Source organism: Candidatus Binatus sp., from assembly GCF_030646925.1.
GTDB lineage: Bacteria > Desulfobacterota > Binatia > Binatales > Binataceae > Binatus.
Window position 1 is genome coordinate 99,499 of the sequence record NZ_JAUSKL010000066.1, and the last position, 17,448, is coordinate 116,946.

The following is a 17,448-nucleotide window of genomic DNA, read 5'->3' on the forward strand; positions in this document are numbered from 1 at the left end:
ATCGTGATTCTAACGAAACGAGAGGCGCGGGTACTCAAGGATGACCGATTCATGATGAATGCCGGCGACACATCCGCACGCAAATGCTCAATCCGCGGCGCGATCGGTGCGATTTCCTTGGCGATAGCGATGCTCGCGACAGCGGCGACGCCGCCGCATGCGATCGCGGGCGAGGCGAGTTCCGTGCTCCGTGGCAATCATCCCGACGAGGCGGCCGAGCTGGCGCAGGAGGGCAATGCCCCCGCCTCGCGGCAGCTTACGATGCATCTGATGCTCGCGTTGAATCATCGCGGCGAGCTCGAACGGCTGCTCTTGGAGCAGCAGAATCCGTCGTCGCCGGAGTACCGACGTTGGCTCAGGCCGGATGAATTCACACGCCGCTTCGGACCTACCGCCGCTCAAATCGAAAAGGTGAGCCGATGGCTCCGCAGCAGTGGTTTTACGGTCGAATCGGCGAGCGCGGCGACCCGCACGATTACTTTCACCGGCAAGGTTGCCCAGGCCGAGCAGGCATTCGGCGTGAAGATCGCGGCGACCGCGGACGGCGCTACCTTCGCCAATACGACTGACCCCGCGATTCCGGCGGACCTGGCGCCGATGATCGATTCGATCCAGGGCCTCGACAACACGCTGCATGCGGCTCCGCAGATGCATCGCAGGCGCTCCGACGCGCCGGTCTCGAGCGCGGGCGCTCCCAACGCGATCGTCAACGGGCAGGGACCGGCGTTCGGGCCCGCCGATCAGTACACCTTCTATAACCAGACTCCGCTGCTCGACTCGGGTATCGACGGCAGCGGCGCGGACTGTATCGCGCTGGTCGAGGATTCGAACTTCGACACGCCGAGCCTCGCCGCGTTCAACTCGCAGTTCGAATTGCCTGCTTTCAACGGCGGCAACTTTGCGAGAACGTTCCCCACCACCGATCCAGGCGTCAACGGCGACGCAATCGAAGCGATCGTGGATATAAACTACGCGCACGCGACCGCGCCGGGCACGCCAATCAAGGCTTATATCGGCAATCAAAGCAATTCGACTACGGCGCTCGGAATCCTCGACGCGCTGGTAAAAGCGGTGAAGGACAATAGCTGCGGCGCGATCTCGATCAGCTTCGGCGTTTGCGGCGGCAGCAAAAAATTCTATCGGGCGCTCGACGGAGTTTTCGCCCAGGCCAATTCGCAAGGACAATCGGTGTTCGTCGCGTCGGGCGACACCGGCTCGGCGGGACTGGTATTCAACAAGCGAACGCATGCTTGCGACCCCAGTGCGAAGCCGAGCGTGACCGAGATTGCGGCATCGCCACACGTCAGTTCGATCGGCGGGACGCAGTTCAGCGCCAACTTCGACGGCAGCGGCAACGATGTCGGCTTCGTCGCGGAGGGCGTGTGGAACGATTCCGCGGGCGCGAGCGGCGGCGGCAAGAGCAAGGTATTCAAAAAGCCCGCGTTTCAGCAGGGAGTGACTCCCAAAAAAGACAAGAAGCGCGATATCCCGGATATTTCGATCGCGGCGAGTCCCGACACGCCCGGATATTTCTTCGGTGAATCGGGCGCGGTCAATTGCTGTGTCGGCGGCACCAGCGTGAGCACGCCGATCTGGGCGGCGATCGCGCAGTTGATCGCGCAATCGAAGTCGGCGGGCCGCGTCGGCAATATCAATTCGCGCCTGTACCAACTCGGCGCGAGCGGCAGTGCTGCGATTCGCGATGTCACTGCGGGCAACAATCACTTCGGCAGCGCGGCCGGTTTCAATGCCGGCCCGGGCTTCGATCTTGCGACCGGATGGGGCACGCCGGATATCGCGGCCTTCGTCGAGAACTTTTAGGGCCGAGTCGCTCGCGCAATTTAGAAAATGAAAACGGCTCCCGATTCGGGAGCCGTTTTCTTTCTTAGGCGGAGCTTTCGCGACGCACGAGCGCAGCGAGTCCCGAGGCGCGGCGAAGCGTAGTCGAGGGTATATCCTAATTAGTCGCCGGGATATGGCGTGATGCGCAGATACGGCTTCACCACCTTGTAGCCCTTGGGGAACTTCTGCTTCAGGACCTCGGGATCCTGCAGCGACGGCACGATGATGCAATCGTCGCCCTTCTTCCAATCCGCGCCGGTTGCAACCGAATACTTGTCGGTCAGTTGCAGCGAATCGATCGAGCGCAGGATTTCCTGGAAGTTGCGACCGGTGCTCGCGGGATAGGTCAAGGTCAGCCGAATCTTCTTGTTGTTATCGATCACGAAGACCGAGCGCACCGTCAGCGTGTCGTTCCACTCGGGATGGATCATGTCGTAGAGCTTCGCGACTTTCTTGTCCGCGTCGCCGAGGATCGGGAAATTCAGCTTGACGTTCTGCGTTTCCTCGATGTCCTTGATCCATTTCTTGTGCGACTCGACGTCGTCCACACTGACACCGATCGCCTTGATATTGCGCTTGTCGAATTCCGGCTTCAGCTTGGCGACGGTGCCGAGTTCAGTGGTGCAAACCGGCGTGAAATCCTTCGGATGCGAAAATAGAATCGCCCATTTGTCGCCGATCCAGTCATGGAACCGGATCGTTCCCTCCGTCGATTCCTGCGTGAAATCTGGCGCGACGCTTCCGATGTGTAGTCCCATAATAGTTCACCTGCCTTTATTTTTGGTCGTGATCCGCATCGGATTTTAATCCGCAACTACGGCCCGTTTTGATTAAGATGATAAATCAGACTCAGTAAGTTATCTATTACGAGGAACATTATTCGCGCGTCAAAAATGAATCAAGTGGTGCGACATTTAAGAGATGCCCCTCGACTCCGCTATCTGACCGATTAGCGATTCGGCCCTCTGGCCCGAATCGGCTTCGCGCCGCCTCGGGAACGCCTGCGGCGTTGGCTCGCGAAAGCTCCGTTTTATAAAGATATGCCCCTCGACTACGCTTTGCTCCGCCTCGGGAACGCCTGCGGCGTTGGCTCGCGAAAGCTCGCCCTTATTTCTTGATCTTGCCGAAATCAGGCTTGCGCTTCTCCAAAAACGCCGAGACGTATTCCTTATGCTCGGGGCTGACGTAGCATTTTTCGAGCGCGAAACCCTCGAAGGCCATCGCGGTCTCGAGGGTGCCGTCGAGTCCTTGGTAAAGCGCGCGGCGCGTGAATGTGAGCGACGTCGGCGAGCATTGCAGCATGTCGCCGGCGAGTTCGTGAGCCGTCGCGACCAGGTCCGCCTGCGGCACGACCCGGCTGACTAGGCCCATCGCGAGGCATTCGGACGCGGGATACTGGCGTCCCGTCAGCATCATCTCGGCGGTGCGCGACAGTCCGATCAGGCGCGGCATCAGGTAGCTCGAGCCGAGCTCGCTCATCAGGCCGACGCGCGGAAAAATCACGCCCATCTTGGCGTTGTCCGACGCGATTCGAACGTCGCACAGCAGCGTCATCGTGCATCCGACGCCCAGCGCGAAGCCGTTAATCGACGCGATCGTCGGCTTGGATAGATTGCGCATTACGAATGGCATCGAGGGCGTGTGTTGAACCCGCTCGCCCTGGTCCTGTTTGGTTTCGCGCGCCTTGATCTGCGAAGCGAACATGCTCATATCGGCGCCGGCGCAGAACGCGCGCTCGCCGGCGCCAGTCATGATGATCACGCGCGCGTTGTCGTCGGCGTCGGCACGCAGCATCGCGTCGGTGATCTCCGCGCCCATCGTGGCGGTGTAGGCATTCATCTTGGCCGGGCGATTCAGAGTAATCGTCGCGATCTCGTCTGCGACATCGTACAGGATCGTTTCGTATGCCATCGCTGACTCCGTGCGGATTCTGGCGCGCGCCGGGGCGCTCCGGCCCCCGCGCGTACTCAGGTTGGATGCGGTCGTTACGACCGCTTTTTCTTGGTATGCCGGCGCGACTCGCGGGTCTTCGCTTGCAGCCGCGATTTCTTGCGTTTGCGCCGACGCTTGATTTCCTTCTGCCTTTCGCTTGCCATCTATCCTCTCTTATTAGTCCAGCGGGACCGTTCGTTCCACCTTCGCGCCCGACTCTAGATGCACCCCCGCCGTCGTTGTGAACGGCTTGCCCTTGCCGGATTTGTTCTCCACATAGATATCGTAGTCGCCGGGGTCGAGCTTGAATCGATGCTCGCTGGCGGGCCCGCTCTCCATCACTTTGCTCTGCGTGCCGGCGCGCAGAATCACTACTCGCGTCGAATTGTCGAGCGGAATTTTCGACATCACCGTTTGCACCAGCAACTCCGCCGGAACCACTTCGTCCATCGTCAGGCGCTGGCGATGCCCCGGCTCGAGTTTGACCGCGTGCCAATCGTAGCCCTGCGGCGGCGCATCGACGTGCACGTCCACCATGTTCGGCGCGAACAGATGCTTGTCGCCGGTCAGCATGCTCGCGACTTTGGTGTGCGGCGGATCGGTGGTCGTTACGAGCACGCCGAAGCCGGGATCCTTGCCGGTGCGATCCTTCACGCTGACTTCCACCACCGCGACGTTGGTGATCAGCACCGTATGCGTGCGCCCGGCTTCGATCGTCACGTTATCTTTGGTGATCTGGCCGCCGATGATCGGCATCACGAGTTTATATTCGCCCGGCGGCAGCGCGATCGTGCCACCCGGGAGCACCTGGCCAGCCTCTTTGCCGTTCGATTCGATCAGACGGGCGGGATTTTTCGCGCCGGCGCCCAACTCGCCCATCACGTCGAGCTTGAGATTGCCGGTCGCGGCGGCCCTTGCGGAACTCGCAACGAGAATCGCGCACAAAATCGCGGTGGCGATGTACGACGCCGCAAGCGGCCGAAGCTGTCTCGTTCGCATAATCGGAGAGTCACATCATATGGACGCGACGATGATCGCGCCAACGATCTAATCGACGTCGCCATTTGATAGCCGCGCGTTGTTTGCGCCACAATCGCACCGCGTCGAAAAATATGAATCGAAAATACGACATCCCGGTACTTATCGTCGGCGCAGGACCCGTTGGCCTGATGCTCGCGTGCGAGCTGGTTCGTCACGGTGTCGAGTGCCGCATCATCGACAAGGCCGGCGCGGCGAGCGACAAGTCGAAGGCGCTCGGCATCCACGCCCGCACGCTCGAAATTTTCGACAACATCGCCATCGCGGACGAGATGATCGCGGCGGGGCACAAGGGCCACGGCATTTCGGCATACTCCGGCGGCAAGCGCATCGCGCACGTCTCACTCGATCAAATCCCGAGCCGCTACCAGTTCGTGCTGATGCTCCCGCAGAACGAGACCGAGCGGATGCTGGCGAAACATCTTGCGTCGCTTGGAGTGCAGGTCGAGCGCAGCGTCGAGTTGAGCGGTTTCACACAGGATGGCGACGGCGTCATCGCGACGCTTAAAGCCGCCGACGGGCGCGAGGAAAAATGCCACTCGGCGTGGCTCGCCGGATGCGACGGTGCGCACAGCACGGTGCGTCACACGCTTGGCCTCGAGTTCGAGGGCGAGCAATACGAGGAAAGTTTCTGGCTCGCCGACGTGTTGCTCGATTTCCGCGAAGCCGACGACGAATTGTATGCGTACGCTGGTAACGAAGAGATGGCGGTGCTGTTCCCGATGGGGCATCAGCGCTGGCGTATCGTCGGGACGCGGGGTCCCGCCGAGGGCGACGCGGCGCCGACGCTTCCAGAAGTGCAAACGATGCTCGACAAGCTGATCGGGGGTGGCGTGCGCGCGCACGATCCGTTCTGGCTCGCTCATTTCAGCATCAGCCGCCGCCGCGTGAAGCAATATAATGTCGGGCGCGCGTTTCTCTGCGGCGATGCGGCGCATATCCACAGTCCCGCGGGCGGGCAGGGGATGAATACCGGCTTGCAGGACGCGCACAATCTCGCGTGGAAACTCGCGCTGGTCGCGAACGGCGACGCTAAACCCGAGTTGCTCGCGAGCTATCAGGCCGAGCGGCATCCAGTCGCGGCCGAAGTTTTGAGAGAGACCGACATGATGACGCGAGTCATCACGCTTCGAAGCCCGATTGCGAAGAAGGTGCGCGATCGGCTCGCGCCGATTTTCTCGGCGCTCGAAGTCGTGCAGGATCGCGCGAGCCGCGCGCTTTCAGAGACTGCGGTGAACTACCGCCGTAGCCCGATCGTCAGCGAGCATCGGAGCGGACTGGTCGAAAGCATCCAGCGCGCGGGCGCATCGGGCGTTGGCGCATGGTACGACTTCGCGCACGGACCCGCGCCCGGCGATCGCGCGCCCGACGTCGAGTACGCGATGATCGATTCGGGCGAGGTGCGCCGCCTGAACGAAGTGATGCGCGGGCCGAACTTCAATCTGCTGCTTTTTTCCGGCATCGAGGACGATCGAGATCTTTCCGATTTGTTTGCGATCGCCGACAGCGTGAAGGGTCGCTTCGGCACTCACGTGAGCGCGCATCTGATTGATGCGAGCGATGCGCCGCAGTCTCATCCGCACGTGACGTTGATTCGCGACTTGAGTCACCTGATTCATCGCGCATACGGCGCGGGTTCGCGATGCATCTACCTGATCCGTCCCGACGGCTACGTCGGCTTCCGCGCGCAACCGCCCGACCAGGCAAGCCTGCTCGCAAACCTGGGCAACATTTTAAAATAGTATTGCTCAAATAAAATCGAGGTGCACCGATGGCGCGAATAATCGTCGAAAAAAATATCGAAGTTCCGATGCGCGACGGATGCGTGCTCCGCGCCGACTTGTTCCGGCCCGACACGCCGGAAAAGTTGCCCGTGCTGCTGAATCGCACGCCCTACAACAAGGCGATGCCGATGGTGTTCACCGGCACGCTGGACGCGATTCGCGCCGCCGAGGCCGGCTACAACGTGATGGTGCAGGATTGCCGCGGGCGCTTCACCTCCGACGGCGTGTGGGATTGTTTCACAGTCGAGCCACGCGACGGATACGACACGATCGAATGGGCGGCGCGCCAAGCGTGGGCAAACGGCAGCGTCGGCACTTACGGCGCGTCGTACATGGGCGCCACGCAATGGCTGGCCGCAAAAGAGTCGCCGCCGAGTCTCAAAGCGATGGTCCCGTCGATCACCGCGAGCGACTACCACGACGGCTGGACTTATCAGGGCGGCGCGTTTTCGCTGTTCTTCAACGTTAGCTGGACGATGGCGGGGCTCGCGCCGCCGCAGTTGCTCCGCGCGCGCGGCGACAATCCGTTGGTGATCGGCGAACTTGGCGCAGTCATGAGTTCGATCGACGTGATGCGCGAGAAAATGAAGTTCGCACCGCTCAAGGAATTCCCGATGTTCCGCGCCGGCGCACCGTACTTCTTCGATTGGCTCGCGCATCCCGCCTACGACCAGTACTGGAAGGCGCTGTCGATCGAGGAGAGTCACGCGAAGATTAATGTGCCCGCGCTCAATATCGGCGGATGGTACGACATCTTCCAGGGCGGCACGCTGCGCAATTTCAGCGGGATGCGATCGCATGGACCGGCGGGTGCGGCGCGCACCGGCAATCGACTGATCGTCGGGCCGTGGAGTCACGCGGTGCCGTTTTCGAATCTCGTCGGCGCAGTAGATTTCGGCATTCGCTCGAGTCCGATTTCGGTGGACATCGACGGCGCGCAACTTCGCTTTTTCGATCAATATCTGAAAGGCAAGCCAGCCGGTGACGACGCGCCGGTGCGCCTCTTCGTGATGGGCATCAACGAGTGGCGCGACGAAACCGAGTGGCCGATTGCGCGCACCGAATGGCGCCGCTACTACCTGCATAGCCGCGGCAGCGCCAACAGCCTGTACGGCGACGGCGCGCTCTCGACCGACGCACCCGGCCACGATCCTGCCGACACGTTTCTCTACAATCCGATCGACCCGGTGCCGACGGTCGGCGGCGGTCTATGCTGCTATGCGGGCGCGTTGCAGGGTGGCGCATTCGATCAGCAAGCGGTTGAGCATCGCGCCGACGTGCTAGTTTACTCGACCGAGCCGCTCGCAACCGACGTCGAAGTGACCGGCCCGATCGAGCTTACTCTCTACGCGTCGTCGTCGTCGCCCGACACCGACTTCACCGCGAAGCTGGTCGATGTAAGCCCGTGCGGCGCCGCGATCAATCTGACGGATGGAATCATCCGCGCGCGATGGCGCCAGTCGCGCTCGACACCCGCGATGCTCACGCCCGGCCGCGTCGAGGAATTCAAGATCGACCTGTGGAGCACGTCGAACGTGTTCAAGCAGGGGCATCGGATTCGGCTCGAGGTCAGCTCGTCGAACTTCCCGCGCTTCGATCGCAATCCGAACACCGGGCACGACTTGTTCGCCGACGCCGAGATGCGTCCCGCGATGCAAACCGTGATGCACGACGCCAGCTTCGCGTCGTACCTGACGCTACCTGTGATCCCGGCGCGGAGGTAGCGAAGTAAGGCCGAAGCGCCTCCTAATACCTCGCCCGCTTTGTTGCGGGAGAGGTCGCCGAAGCGCGCCAGCCGCGAAGCCGACTTCGGGCCGAAGGGCCGAATCGCCTCTACGATAGAGAGGCGGATGAGGGTGCAGCCGTCGCGCGACAGGAGAAGATCCGGGATTCTTCGCTACGGCAGCCTCCGCTCTGAATGACAAAGTGGTGCGGTTCGCTCGGTACCGAAGAATTCACAAGCTCTCAGAATGACAAAAGGAGAAGCCTCGGCTCAGGTCTTCCAATCTCATCCGTTCGCGATTTACGGCAATCGCCGCAGGATCACGGTCGAGTGGCCGGCGGCGTGGACTTCCTCGCCGCCGGAGTGAATCCGCTTGCTCTCTGACATCGTCGGCTGCGTGGTATCGAGAATCACGACCCATCGATTTCCAAAGCTCCGCGCCGGCAGGCGGAACTCCATCGGCTCCTGGTACGCATTGAAAATCAGGAAGAAGCTGTCGTCACTTGGCGTGCTGCCGTCGCGATTGCGCTCCCTGATGGCGCGGCCGTTGACGAACATCCCGAGCGTCTTTGCATAGCCGACGCCCCAGTCCTCAGCCGTCATCTCGGCGCCGTCGGGCCGGAACCATGCGAGGTCTTTCACGCGAGCGCCCTTCGGCGGCCGGCCGGTGAACCATCCGCGGCGGCGAAACACCCGATGGCGGCGGCGGAGTTGAATCAGGCGGCGGGTGAAGTCGAGCAGGTTCGGATCGGCGCTGGCCCAATCGATCCACGAGGTGCGATTGTCCTGGCTGTAGGCGTTGTTGTTGCCGTTCTGCGTGCGGCCGATCTCGTCGCCCGCGAGTAGCATCGGCACGCCCTGCGCCAGCATCAGCGTGGCGAGGAAGTTGCGCTTCTGCTGCTCGCGCGTCGCGAGCACGGCGGGATCGTGCGACGGACCTTCGACGCCGCAGTTCCATGAGCGATTGTGACTCTCGCCGTCGTGATTGTCCTCGCCATTCGCCTCGTTGTGTTTCTCGTTGTATGAAACTAGGTCGGCCAGCGTGAAGCCGTCGTGCGCCGAGACGAAATTGATGCTGGCCTGCGGCGCGCGGCTGTCCGCTTGGTACAAATCCGAACTGCCGGTGATGCGCGAGGCGAATTCGCCCATCGTGTAGCTCGCGCCGCGCCAGAAATCGCGCACCGAGTCGCGGAACTTGCCGTTCCATTCCTTCCAGTTGACCGGAAACTGCGCGACGCGGTAGCCGCCCTCGCCGATATCCCACGGCTCGGCGATCAGCTTGACCTTCGCCAGCACCGGATCCTGCGCAATCGCGGCAAGGAACGCGCTCCCGCCGAATTCGCCCTGCGGACCGCGCGCGAGCGTCGTCGCCAAATCGAAGCGAAACCCGTCCACGTGCATCTCGAGCACCCAGTAGCGGAGACTGTCCATCACGAGTTGCAGCACGCGCGGGTGAATCAGGTTGAGCGAGTTGCCGGTGCCGGTGAAATCCTCGGTGAGGCGCCGATCGTCGCGGCGCAGCCGGTAGTACGCCGCGTTGTCGATCCCGCGAAAGCAAATCGTCGGACCGGTCTGATTGCCCTCGCCGGTGTGGTTGTACACGACGTCGAGAATCACCTCGATTCCGGCGCGATGAAACGCGCGCACCATCGATTTGAATTCTGCGATCGGCGAAATTTCTTCGCGCGGCGAAGCGAAGCGAATCGCGGGCGCGAAAAATCCAACCGTGTTGTAGCCCCAGTAATTGCTCAGCCCCGCGTGATGAAGCATCCGCTCAGGCCCCGTCTGATGAACCGGCAGCAACTCGATCGCGGTTACGCCGAGCGACGCGAGATATCCGATCACCGCTGGCGTGGCGAGGCCGGCATACGTCCCGCGCAATTCGGCGGGAACCTCGGGATGCAACGCCGTCATGCCTTTGACATGCGCCTCGTAGATGATCGTGTCCGCCCACGGCGTCCGAGGATTGCGGTCGGCGTCCCAGTCGAAGGACGGATCGGTGACGACGCATTTCGGCATCGACGCCGCGCTATCGACATTGCTCGGGCGGATCGCGCCGCGCGCGCCGACGCGATATCCGAGCATCGCTTCGTTCCACTCAGGTTCGCGATCGAGCAAGCGCGCGTATGGATCGAGCAACAGCTTGGCGGGATTGAAGCGATGCCCGGCGGCAGGATCGTAAGCGCCCGCGACGCGATAGCCGTAACGCTGGCCGGGGTGAAGGCCTTCGATATACGCGTGCCAGACGTGTTCGATGCGATCGGCGAGCGCGATGCGGGTTTCGGCATCGGCGTCATCGAACAGGCACAGCGTCACGCCGGCCGCATGCTCGGAAAAAATCGCGAAGTTGACTCCCGCGCCGTCCCACGTGGCGCCGAGTGGGGCATGCGCGCCGGGCAATGGTTCATGGTTTTTTTTTGGCATCGGATGGGGGCGCGTCGCGACGAAGCACGAAATTAATGGCAAGCCGCTCGCCGATCTTCAACCGCTCGATGCTGAGCGGCGCGTGAATGATAAGTAAAATCGGTTGTGAGATCGATCGCGGTGCGCGATAGGATCGTTTCGGACGCATATGAAGACAGTCGATTTCTACTTCGATTTCTCGAGCACCAACAGCTACTTCGCGGCCTTCATGCTGCCGGAGATTTGCGAGCGCGCCGGCGCGCTCGTCATCTGGCGGCCAACGCATTTCGCGGCGCTGTTTCGCGGCGCCGGCTTCGACGTGATGGCGATGACGCGGCAGAAGGCGCGCTATCTCTGGCGCGATCACGAGCGCTACGCGGAATTCACCGGACTGCCGTTCAGGCGACCGACCCGCTTCCCGATCAAAACTTCGGCGGCGTTGCGAATCGTGCTCGCGGCAGGGCATCGGGCCGGCGCCGACGCGGATGTCGATGCGTGCGAACGCGCCAAGGGCGCCATCTCGCAGGCAATCATGCGCGCTTATTGGGAGCGCGATGAGGACATCGCCGATCGCGCCGTGCTGCGCACGATTGCTGCGCAAGCGGACTTCGACGCGGACGCGATACTCGATACCGCAGACAGCGATTCAACCCGCCGCGGGCTGGCTGCGGCCACCGATGAGGCGATCGCGCGCGGCGTGTTTGGCGCGCCGACTTCGTTCGTCGGCGGCGAGATGTTCTGGGGCAAGGATCGGCTGGATTTCGTCGAGCGGTACCTGAAAAAGTAGGGGGCCGCTCGGCGCCGCACCGGCGCGTCATAACACATCAAGATGGCGTCAAATCCGTCCTACAGTTCGTAACTTTTCTCTTGACAAAAAGTAGGTAACGAGAAATGATTGCGCCCAGCATACGTTCGCAAGCGCTAACGCAGCACGATCGGCTTTGTGACGTGTCGGAATCAACACGATGGCCCGATCGACTGCTTGAGGCATTAGAGGAAGCGAACAGGAGCCTTCGATGTCGATATCGAGAGCAAAATTCGGTCAGATGATTCGCAGCCGCCGGCGCCAGGCCAATATGACGCAGGAGCAGGTGGCGCGCCAGGTTGGAGCTTCGACGCCCTACGTCGGCCATCTCGAATCGGGCAAGCGGCATCCGTCCGACGAGATCGTTACGCGGCTGGCCGACGCGCTGGGCTTCGATCGGCGCGAACTGTTCTTCGTCGCGAATCCGCGTGCGAAGGAACTGCTCAATCCACGGGAGCAACAGCACGATCATTCGGCGTGGGATGAGTTCCGCCGGGCCGCTGGCCTGATTCGATCTCACGGCATCACCGACAAGGAAATGCATATGTTGTCGCAGGTCGCGCTGCTGGGCCAGGTTAGGAGTTCTCGCGACTTCATTTACATCTTGAATACAGTAAGGCAGGCATTGCTGTCGTAAAATAGCTATAGATAGCAAGAGGGCAGGGCTGGCGGGGAGAGCAAACGCCGGGAAAGCGACGGTAATAGAGCGCAGCGAAAGAAAACCGCATCAAATTTGCCCAAACAAAGCGAAAATAGGTGCCTACAGATTGTAGCATCAGGTCTCGAAGTTATAGTAGGTTTATTTCCCCAACGAGGGGTCAGGTTGCCAATATGGTGAGTCTATGAGCGCTGCCTTGATGTCCATCCCGTTCGCGAGTAGACGATCGTCGCCCGAACCGAGGGCGCGCGACACCCGCGAGGTCGATCGTCTCGTGTGGAGATTGCTCGACGAAATAAAGGTGCCCTTCGAATCGATGAGCTCGCGACTGATCAATCAGGCCGCCGACCTGAAAAAAGTTCTCTCGACCGACTATGCGGAAGTTCCCGCGCTGCCTGCGAAGCCTCTGCTGAAAGAGCTCGCACGACTGGTCGAAAACGACATCATCTCTTCCACCGATATGTGGAGGAGCATGCTCGACAACGGGGAGCAGTTGCGCGATCACCTCGGCCGGATGTTCGGTCCGCGCGAGCTGGAAGTGCGCACAGAACGTTACACCAAGGGCGCGGGCCTCGCGCTGCGGGGATTCTTCTGCCGCGCGAATCTCGGCAACTCGAGCAAGTTCGTGATCTTCGTGAACACCGCGCATCATCCCGGCGCCGTCGCCGCTACGTTCGGCCACGAACTCGGTCATTACATCTACGGCTCGCTGGTCGGAGAAAAGGCTCCCATGACCGCTTTCATGGAAGGCGCTTTCTCGAACCATCTGGTCGAAGAGGATGAGCTGTTCGCGGACAGCCTGGTGGCGTTGTCGGCCTACAGCCTCGACAAGATGAAGGAGATCGGCGCGATCGCGAGCGTCAAGTCGGGCTCTTCGGACGATCTGTTCAATCGAATCAAGAAGGCCTACGACCTGCTGATTGCGCCCAATTACAATCTCGATTTGACCAAGGGCAAGGTCCCGGCGGCGTGGCGAGTGCGATACCTGACCTCGATGACGCACTTCTTCAAGCTGCGATGCGCGCTGCATCGTTCGTCGGGCGTGTGACGATCGGGCGCCGGCGAACTCTGCACTGAAGCTAACGACGAGACCCGCCGCGGCGGCGCGACGCGCGTTGAACCTATCGCGACGGTCGCTTCAGCGCGATTCCGGTGCGCGCCGCCTCCTCGACTTCGGAGTCGAGTTGCAAGCCGAAGCCATCGGCGAGCCGCGTCAGGTAGTTGAAAATCCCCACCACGTGGCCGACCTCGAGCAGCGCCTGATCGTCGAAGCCCAGCTTGCGCAATGGCTCCCAATCTTCGGGCGTCATCCGCGTCGGCGTAGCACTCAGTTTCTCCGCGACGGTGCATAGCTCGCGCGTGCGCGCAGCGAGTTCCAGCTCACGCCAGCGGCGATGGCGAATCGCCTCGATCAGTGCGTCGTCGCCGCCTTCGACACGCAGAAACTCTGCGTGAGACTGCGTTCAGTAGTGACAATCCTGGGCCGATGCGGCGACGGCCGCGACGAGTTCTCGTTCTGCGCGCGTGAGCGCCCCCGGCGCGAACATGACCGTGGCGAACATCATGCCGAAGGCGGGGCCGATTCGCGGATGCGCCGCGATCAGCCGGCCCATCGCCGGGATGTAACCGAAGTTGTACGGATGATCGTCGCCGCGGGCGGCGCCCATCTGCTCCGGATCGGGCAGCTTGACCCATGCCTCAGGTGTACTCTTTGATGGCATCACGGTTCCTCCTCGCGCGATTTCAGGCGGCCGCAGACCATGAGGTAGCACAATGGAACATTCGGAGCGAAGTTACATCCCGGCCGCGGGACAGCATTGGATGCTCCCGTTGTACGACACGATGGTCTGGATGCTCGGCGGCGACGCGTCGCGGCGAAAGCTGATCGAGCAGGCTGCAATCCAGGGCGGGCATCGCGTGCTCGATATCGGATGCGGCACCGGCTCGCTCGCGGTGATGCTGAAGAAGACGCATCCGGGCGCGGAGGTGGTCGGGCTTGACCCGGATCCGAAGGTGCTATCGATCGCGCGGGGGAAGGCGGAACGATCGGGCGTGCGGATCGAGTTCGATCAGGGCTTCTCGGATCACCTGGCGTATGCCGGCGCGTCGTTCGACCGCGTGTTCTCGTCGTTCATGTTCCATCACCTGCCGCATGAGGAGAGATCGGCGACGCTCGCCGAGATCCGCCGCGTGCTTAAAACGGGCGGGTCGCTTCACCTGGTCGATTTCGTGCCGGCGCGGAGCGGCTTTGCCCGTGCGATGGGACATCTGTTCCACGGCGGACACCACGGCATCGAGGATCAAGTTGTACCGCTGATGGAAAAAGCGGGCTTCGCCGATTCTGCGGAAGTGGAATACGGCAGCACTCTGTTCGGCAGCATCGCGTACTTCCGGGCTTGTAGAAAAGCGATCAACTAAGCTCGGCGCCGCCGTGACTCGGTCCGCGAAAGACCGCCACTACGATCGCAGATGCGAACTGGCCCACGCCGTCATGCGGAGCTTCCGATGCGCGCAACAAAATCATTGAAGAGCGCGTCGAGGTCGTCGTGTCTCGCGAGCTGCGTTCGCCAATGCGCGGGGATCGCTTCGACACCGTAGCGGATACCGGCGAGCGCACCCGTGATCGCGGCGGTGGTGTCGGTATCGTCGCCGAGATTGACCGCGCTCAGCACGGCCTGATCGAAACTGCTGGACTTAAGCAGGCACCAGAGGCTCGCTTCCAACGCGTCGATCACGTAACCGGACCCTCTTATATCGCGCTGATCGAGCTTCTTGAGCTTGCCCGCTGAGGCGATTCGAGCGTAGGTGCGCAATTCCGAAGCAAATGGATCCACACGGTAATGCGCCTTTGCGATCTTCCAAGCCTTGTCGATCGACGCGGCGGCGCCGGCGCCGGCAATCAGGTGTTGAGCGATCAGGCAAAAGATGGCGCAACCGGCTTGCGAGCGCTCGTGCCGATGGGTCAAGGCGGAAAATCGATGCGCAGCCTCGATCGTTTCAGGTGCTGCGCGGCCGGTGAACCAGATCGCCACCGGCAGGATACGCATTAATGAGCCGTTGCCGTTGGAAAAATCGTCGTCACGGCCAGCCTTGAGCGGATCAACGCCGCGTGAGAGCCGTCGAATCGCATAGGCGGTCGTATTTCCAACGTCGAAGACGCGGCCATGCGGAGTCCAAATCTCCTCGTCGAGCCATCGCACGAACGACTGGCCGAGCGCTTGATAATCCTCGCCGGCGCGCAGCAGGGTTTCGACGGTGCAAAGGGTCAGCGAAGTGTCGTCGGACCACGTGCCCGGCGGCTGGTTGTGCGTGCCATGGCCGCGCAAATCCGTAACCGGGTCGCGATCGCGCTCCCCGCGGCTGCAGAACTCGACCGGGACGCCGAGCGCGTCGCCGACCGCGACTCCCCAAAGTCCGCCGAGAATCCTGCTCCTTGGTGAAAGGTCAGAACTCATCGTTCGCTTCCCATCAAACCACGCCAGCCGCAGACCTTCGCAGACGCAGGTTCGGCGGTCGTCCTCACAACACAGCCGTGGGCAGCTCTGGGCGCTTCGGCTCTTCTGCCGATTACTTTGGATTGATCGATGGTGGAGAGCAGCATCTCTAAACAGATTTGGTGCGAGGGAAATCGGTACCCGTCCGACTGGATATCGCACCTATCAGGCGCTGGGTGAGGGTCGGGCGACTAGCCGATCGGAGTAGATGTTCGCGATCAGCTCGTCGGCGTCGATCATGCCGTTCCAAGCCCCTGCTGCGCGAAGCAACGCGTCTCTGTCGGCTGCTTCGACCGGCTCCGAAAGAGTGACCACAACCTCGGCTCCTTCGGGAAGAGAGATTCGTTCGAGCAAATCCAGACTGCTACCACGCACTCGCGCGCGGATACTCCGCCGTTTGCCTGTTGTCGTATTGGGCTTTGCCATCCAACCAAGCTATCCGGCTTTTCTGCGCGGGACAACGAGCGGGTTTCTTCAGTCACGGAGCGCGCAAAACCGGCAAGTCCTCACCTGGCGCGCCAAAATCCTAAAAAAAATGGTGGAGGCGGGGGTGGTGGGCACCACGGCATCGAAGATCAAGTTGTACCGCTGATGGAAAAAGCGGGCTTCGCCGATTCTGCGGAAGTGGAATACGGCAGCACTCTGTTCGGCAGCATCGCGTATTTCCGCGCCCGCAACCCATGAGATGGACGGACCGAGGGCTCTTGCTAGAGCATCGGTGCGCTTTCTGGTAATAGGACGGAGTGGGGTGTTTTGGGTTTCCCGGAATACTCTGCACTGAGAATCGGCGGAGCCAGAGTCCGCGTCGCGGCAAGAACTAATTCCGAACACTACTTCGAAAAAGGAGAGCATTCCGATGAGCGTAAAAGAAATTGAATCCGCGGTTCAGGAACTCGCTGCTGCGTTCAACAAGATGGACATGAAGGCGGCGGTGAATCTCTTTTCGGAGAATCTCGAGGTTTTCGATCACGTGCCGTACCGCTTCGACAACAAGAAGCAGTTCGCCGATTTCCTGACGCCCGCGTTTTCGGGACTTGCCAGCGCCCACTTCGGCTTCCGCCAACTCTCATGCCGCATGATCAACGACGGCGCCGCGGTCGCCAACGCATACGACACCTTCACCGGCATCACCAAGGACGGCAAGCCGATGACGCTTCATGGCCGCACCACGTTGGTGTTCGCCAAGGAAGCGGGCCAATGGAAGATCGTGAGCGCGCACTTCTCACCCCTGCCAAAGGAATAGAACCACTCACGAGAAGTAGATTTGGCGACTTCGCCCGTCCGAAAATAAAATTCGACGGGGAAGTCGCATTCCTCAATGGAACATGAAGGTATTTTGACACAACAGAAATGGAAACCTATTTGAGAACCAATCCATCTGGACGGAGTAGGCTGAATCGTTCCAGCATTTGCTTTTCGCGAGACGCCAATCCTCCAACCACGACAGCCGTAATCAAATAATCCAAGTCAAGTAACCCGTGAAACAAATTCTCTCTGTTGAACGGAGCTCCCAGCCCGTGGCTAGCAAAGAAGTCCAACCCGGCGAGAAGCTGTACTTGAATCCATCTAAACAAAGTCCATTCCTCGTTGATTAGCTTGGCGGGAGGATAAGAACGGTTACGATGTCTCGGTAGTGTCGCGAAGTTGGTGGAAAAGAAAAAAAGCGTCATGATCCGGCGAGTTGAGCCACAACTCGCGCCCGCTTGGCGGCGGGTGCCGGAGGATGACGCTATGGAGAGCGATAGCAGGAGTGGCGGGGAAGGGAAAGC

At 61.2% G+C, this 17,448-nt stretch carries 17 protein-coding genes; 9 read left to right on the forward strand and 8 right to left on the reverse strand.

Features of this window, described 5'->3' with window-relative positions:
* Positions 1 to 129 precede the first annotated feature (129 nt).
* The gene (locus tag Q7S58_RS11420) at positions 130 to 1,821 is read left to right on the forward strand and encodes a protease pro-enzyme activation domain-containing protein (RefSeq protein ID WP_304825215.1); all 1,692 of its coding nucleotides are present in this window, start codon (positions 130 to 132) and stop codon (positions 1,819 to 1,821) included.
* Positions 1,822 to 1,961: 140 nt separating this feature from the next.
* Here Q7S58_RS11420 and Q7S58_RS11425 read toward each other — a convergent pair whose 3' ends face one another.
* The 3 genes from Q7S58_RS11425 to Q7S58_RS11435 form a co-directional block, all read right to left on the reverse strand.
* Positions 1,962 to 2,600, reverse strand: a complete 639-nt coding sequence (locus tag Q7S58_RS11425) for a peroxiredoxin (protein ID WP_304825219.1) — start codon at positions 2,598 to 2,600, stop codon at positions 1,962 to 1,964.
* A gap of 349 nt (positions 2,601 to 2,949) precedes the next feature.
* Positions 2,950 to 3,753 carry an enoyl-CoA hydratase/isomerase family protein gene (locus tag Q7S58_RS11430; protein WP_304825222.1) on the reverse strand — a complete coding sequence of 268 codons (804 nt, stop codon included), beginning with the start codon at positions 3,751 to 3,753 and terminating at the stop codon, positions 2,950 to 2,952.
* A gap of 198 nt (positions 3,754 to 3,951) precedes the next feature.
* Positions 3,952 to 4,773 (reverse strand): hypothetical protein, encoded by an 822-nt coding sequence (locus tag Q7S58_RS11435; RefSeq protein WP_304825225.1) that lies wholly within the window; start codon positions 4,771 to 4,773, stop codon positions 3,952 to 3,954.
* A gap of 113 nt (positions 4,774 to 4,886) precedes the next feature.
* Between Q7S58_RS11435 and Q7S58_RS11440 the strand changes: the two genes are divergently transcribed.
* Together Q7S58_RS11440 and Q7S58_RS11445 are read left to right on the forward strand one after the other, a co-directional pair.
* Positions 4,887 to 6,554: an FAD-dependent monooxygenase gene (locus Q7S58_RS11440; RefSeq protein ID WP_304825228.1), complete on the forward strand. Its 1,668-nt coding sequence runs from the start codon at positions 4,887 to 4,889 to the stop codon at positions 6,552 to 6,554.
* A 29-nt stretch (positions 6,555 to 6,583) separates the two neighbouring features.
* On the forward strand, positions 6,584 to 8,320 hold the full coding sequence (locus tag Q7S58_RS11445) for a CocE/NonD family hydrolase (protein ID WP_304825232.1): 1,737 nt from the start codon (positions 6,584 to 6,586) through the stop codon (positions 8,318 to 8,320).
* A gap of 299 nt (positions 8,321 to 8,619) precedes the next feature.
* Here the strand turns inward: Q7S58_RS11445 and glgX are convergent, their stop codons facing one another.
* The gene (gene glgX / locus Q7S58_RS11450; RefSeq protein WP_304825234.1) at positions 8,620 to 10,743 is read right to left on the reverse strand and encodes a glycogen debranching protein GlgX; all 2,124 of its coding nucleotides are present in this window, start codon (positions 10,741 to 10,743) and stop codon (positions 8,620 to 8,622) included.
* Positions 10,744 to 10,891: 148 nt separating this feature from the next.
* Between glgX and Q7S58_RS11455 the strand changes: the two genes are divergently transcribed.
* The 3 genes from Q7S58_RS11455 (at position 10,892) to Q7S58_RS11465 (ending at position 13,233) form a co-directional block, all read left to right on the forward strand.
* Complete coding sequence (locus Q7S58_RS11455; protein WP_304825237.1) at positions 10,892 to 11,509, forward strand: 2-hydroxychromene-2-carboxylate isomerase; 618 nt, start codon at positions 10,892 to 10,894, stop codon at positions 11,507 to 11,509.
* Positions 11,510 to 11,738: 229 nt separating this feature from the next.
* The gene (locus Q7S58_RS11460) at positions 11,739 to 12,164 is read left to right on the forward strand and encodes a helix-turn-helix domain-containing protein (protein ID WP_304825240.1); all 426 of its coding nucleotides are present in this window, start codon (positions 11,739 to 11,741) and stop codon (positions 12,162 to 12,164) included.
* A 205-nt stretch (positions 12,165 to 12,369) separates the two neighbouring features.
* Positions 12,370 to 13,233 (forward strand): hypothetical protein, encoded by an 864-nt coding sequence (locus tag Q7S58_RS11465; RefSeq protein ID WP_304825243.1) that lies wholly within the window; start codon positions 12,370 to 12,372, stop codon positions 13,231 to 13,233.
* Positions 13,234 to 13,306: 73 nt separating this feature from the next.
* Here Q7S58_RS11465 and Q7S58_RS11470 read toward each other — a convergent pair whose 3' ends face one another.
* Both Q7S58_RS11470 and Q7S58_RS11475 read right to left on the reverse strand, forming a co-directional pair.
* Entirely contained in the window at positions 13,307 to 13,495 is a 189-nt protein-coding gene (locus Q7S58_RS11470; RefSeq protein ID WP_304825246.1) for a hypothetical protein, read from the reverse strand.
* A gap of 153 nt (positions 13,496 to 13,648) precedes the next feature.
* Positions 13,649 to 13,906, reverse strand: a complete 258-nt coding sequence (locus Q7S58_RS11475) for a carboxymuconolactone decarboxylase family protein (RefSeq protein WP_304825249.1) — start codon at positions 13,904 to 13,906, stop codon at positions 13,649 to 13,651.
* A 52-nt stretch (positions 13,907 to 13,958) separates the two neighbouring features.
* Between Q7S58_RS11475 and Q7S58_RS11480 the strand changes: the two genes are divergently transcribed.
* Positions 13,959 to 14,603, forward strand: coding sequence for a class I SAM-dependent methyltransferase (locus tag Q7S58_RS11480; protein ID WP_304825252.1), 645 nt, complete (start codon positions 13,959 to 13,961; stop codon positions 14,601 to 14,603).
* A gap of 71 nt (positions 14,604 to 14,674) precedes the next feature.
* Here the strand turns inward: Q7S58_RS11480 and Q7S58_RS11485 are convergent, their stop codons facing one another.
* Positions 14,675 to 15,640, reverse strand: a complete 966-nt coding sequence (locus Q7S58_RS11485; RefSeq protein ID WP_304825255.1) for an ADP-ribosylglycohydrolase family protein — start codon at positions 15,638 to 15,640, stop codon at positions 14,675 to 14,677.
* Positions 15,641 to 15,887: 247 nt separating this feature from the next.
* Here Q7S58_RS11485 and Q7S58_RS11490 point away from each other — a divergent pair, with 247 nt between their 5' ends.
* Both Q7S58_RS11490 and Q7S58_RS11495 read left to right on the forward strand, forming a co-directional pair.
* Complete coding sequence (locus Q7S58_RS11490; protein WP_304825258.1) at positions 15,888 to 16,271, forward strand: hypothetical protein; 384 nt, start codon at positions 15,888 to 15,890, stop codon at positions 16,269 to 16,271.
* A 264-nt stretch (positions 16,272 to 16,535) separates the two neighbouring features.
* Positions 16,536 to 16,922 (forward strand): nuclear transport factor 2 family protein, encoded by a 387-nt coding sequence (locus Q7S58_RS11495; RefSeq protein WP_304825259.1) that lies wholly within the window; start codon positions 16,536 to 16,538, stop codon positions 16,920 to 16,922.
* A gap of 115 nt (positions 16,923 to 17,037) precedes the next feature.
* Here the strand turns inward: Q7S58_RS11495 and Q7S58_RS11500 are convergent.
* On the reverse strand, positions 17,038 to 17,448 hold a 411-nt coding region (locus tag Q7S58_RS11500), incomplete at its 5' end, for a hypothetical protein (protein WP_304825262.1).

What these genes read in the sequence shown, in the direction of transcription:
- Q7S58_RS11465 (WP_304825243.1), top strand. Translation starts at nt 12,370, where the DNA reads ATGAGCGCTGCCTTGATGTCCATCCCGTTCGCGAGTAGACGATCGTCG.
- Q7S58_RS11455 (WP_304825237.1), top strand. Translation starts at nt 10,892, where the DNA reads ATGAAGACAGTCGATTTCTACTTCGATTTCTCGAGCACCAACAGCTAC.
- Q7S58_RS11435 (WP_304825225.1), bottom strand. Translation starts at nt 4,773, where the DNA reads ATGCGAACGAGACAGCTTCGGCCGCTTGCGGCGTCGTACATCGCCACC.
- Q7S58_RS11440 (WP_304825228.1), top strand. Translation starts at nt 4,887, where the DNA reads ATGAATCGAAAATACGACATCCCGGTACTTATCGTCGGCGCAGGACCC.
- Q7S58_RS11460 (WP_304825240.1), top strand. Translation starts at nt 11,739, where the DNA reads ATGTCGATATCGAGAGCAAAATTCGGTCAGATGATTCGCAGCCGCCGG.
- Q7S58_RS11470 (WP_304825246.1), bottom strand. Translation starts at nt 13,495, where the DNA reads ATGACGCCCGAAGATTGGGAGCCATTGCGCAAGCTGGGCTTCGACGAT.
- Q7S58_RS11490 (WP_304825258.1), top strand. Translation starts at nt 15,888, where the DNA reads ATGTTCGCGATCAGCTCGTCGGCGTCGATCATGCCGTTCCAAGCCCCT.
- Q7S58_RS11445 (WP_304825232.1), top strand. Translation starts at nt 6,584, where the DNA reads ATGGCGCGAATAATCGTCGAAAAAAATATCGAAGTTCCGATGCGCGAC.
- Q7S58_RS11475 (WP_304825249.1), bottom strand. Translation starts at nt 13,906, where the DNA reads ATGCCATCAAAGAGTACACCTGAGGCATGGGTCAAGCTGCCCGATCCG.
- Q7S58_RS11485 (WP_304825255.1), bottom strand. Translation starts at nt 15,640, where the DNA reads ATGAGTTCTGACCTTTCACCAAGGAGCAGGATTCTCGGCGGACTTTGG.
- Q7S58_RS11425 (WP_304825219.1), bottom strand. Translation starts at nt 2,600, where the DNA reads ATGGGACTACACATCGGAAGCGTCGCGCCAGATTTCACGCAGGAATCG.
- Q7S58_RS11480 (WP_304825252.1), top strand. Translation starts at nt 13,959, where the DNA reads ATGGAACATTCGGAGCGAAGTTACATCCCGGCCGCGGGACAGCATTGG.
- Q7S58_RS11420 (WP_304825215.1), top strand. Translation starts at nt 130, where the DNA reads ATGCTCGCGACAGCGGCGACGCCGCCGCATGCGATCGCGGGCGAGGCG.
- glgX (WP_304825234.1), bottom strand. Translation starts at nt 10,743, where the DNA reads ATGCCAAAAAAAAACCATGAACCATTGCCCGGCGCGCATGCCCCACTC.
- Q7S58_RS11430 (WP_304825222.1), bottom strand. Translation starts at nt 3,753, where the DNA reads ATGGCATACGAAACGATCCTGTACGATGTCGCAGACGAGATCGCGACG.
- Q7S58_RS11495 (WP_304825259.1), top strand. Translation starts at nt 16,536, where the DNA reads ATGAGCGTAAAAGAAATTGAATCCGCGGTTCAGGAACTCGCTGCTGCG.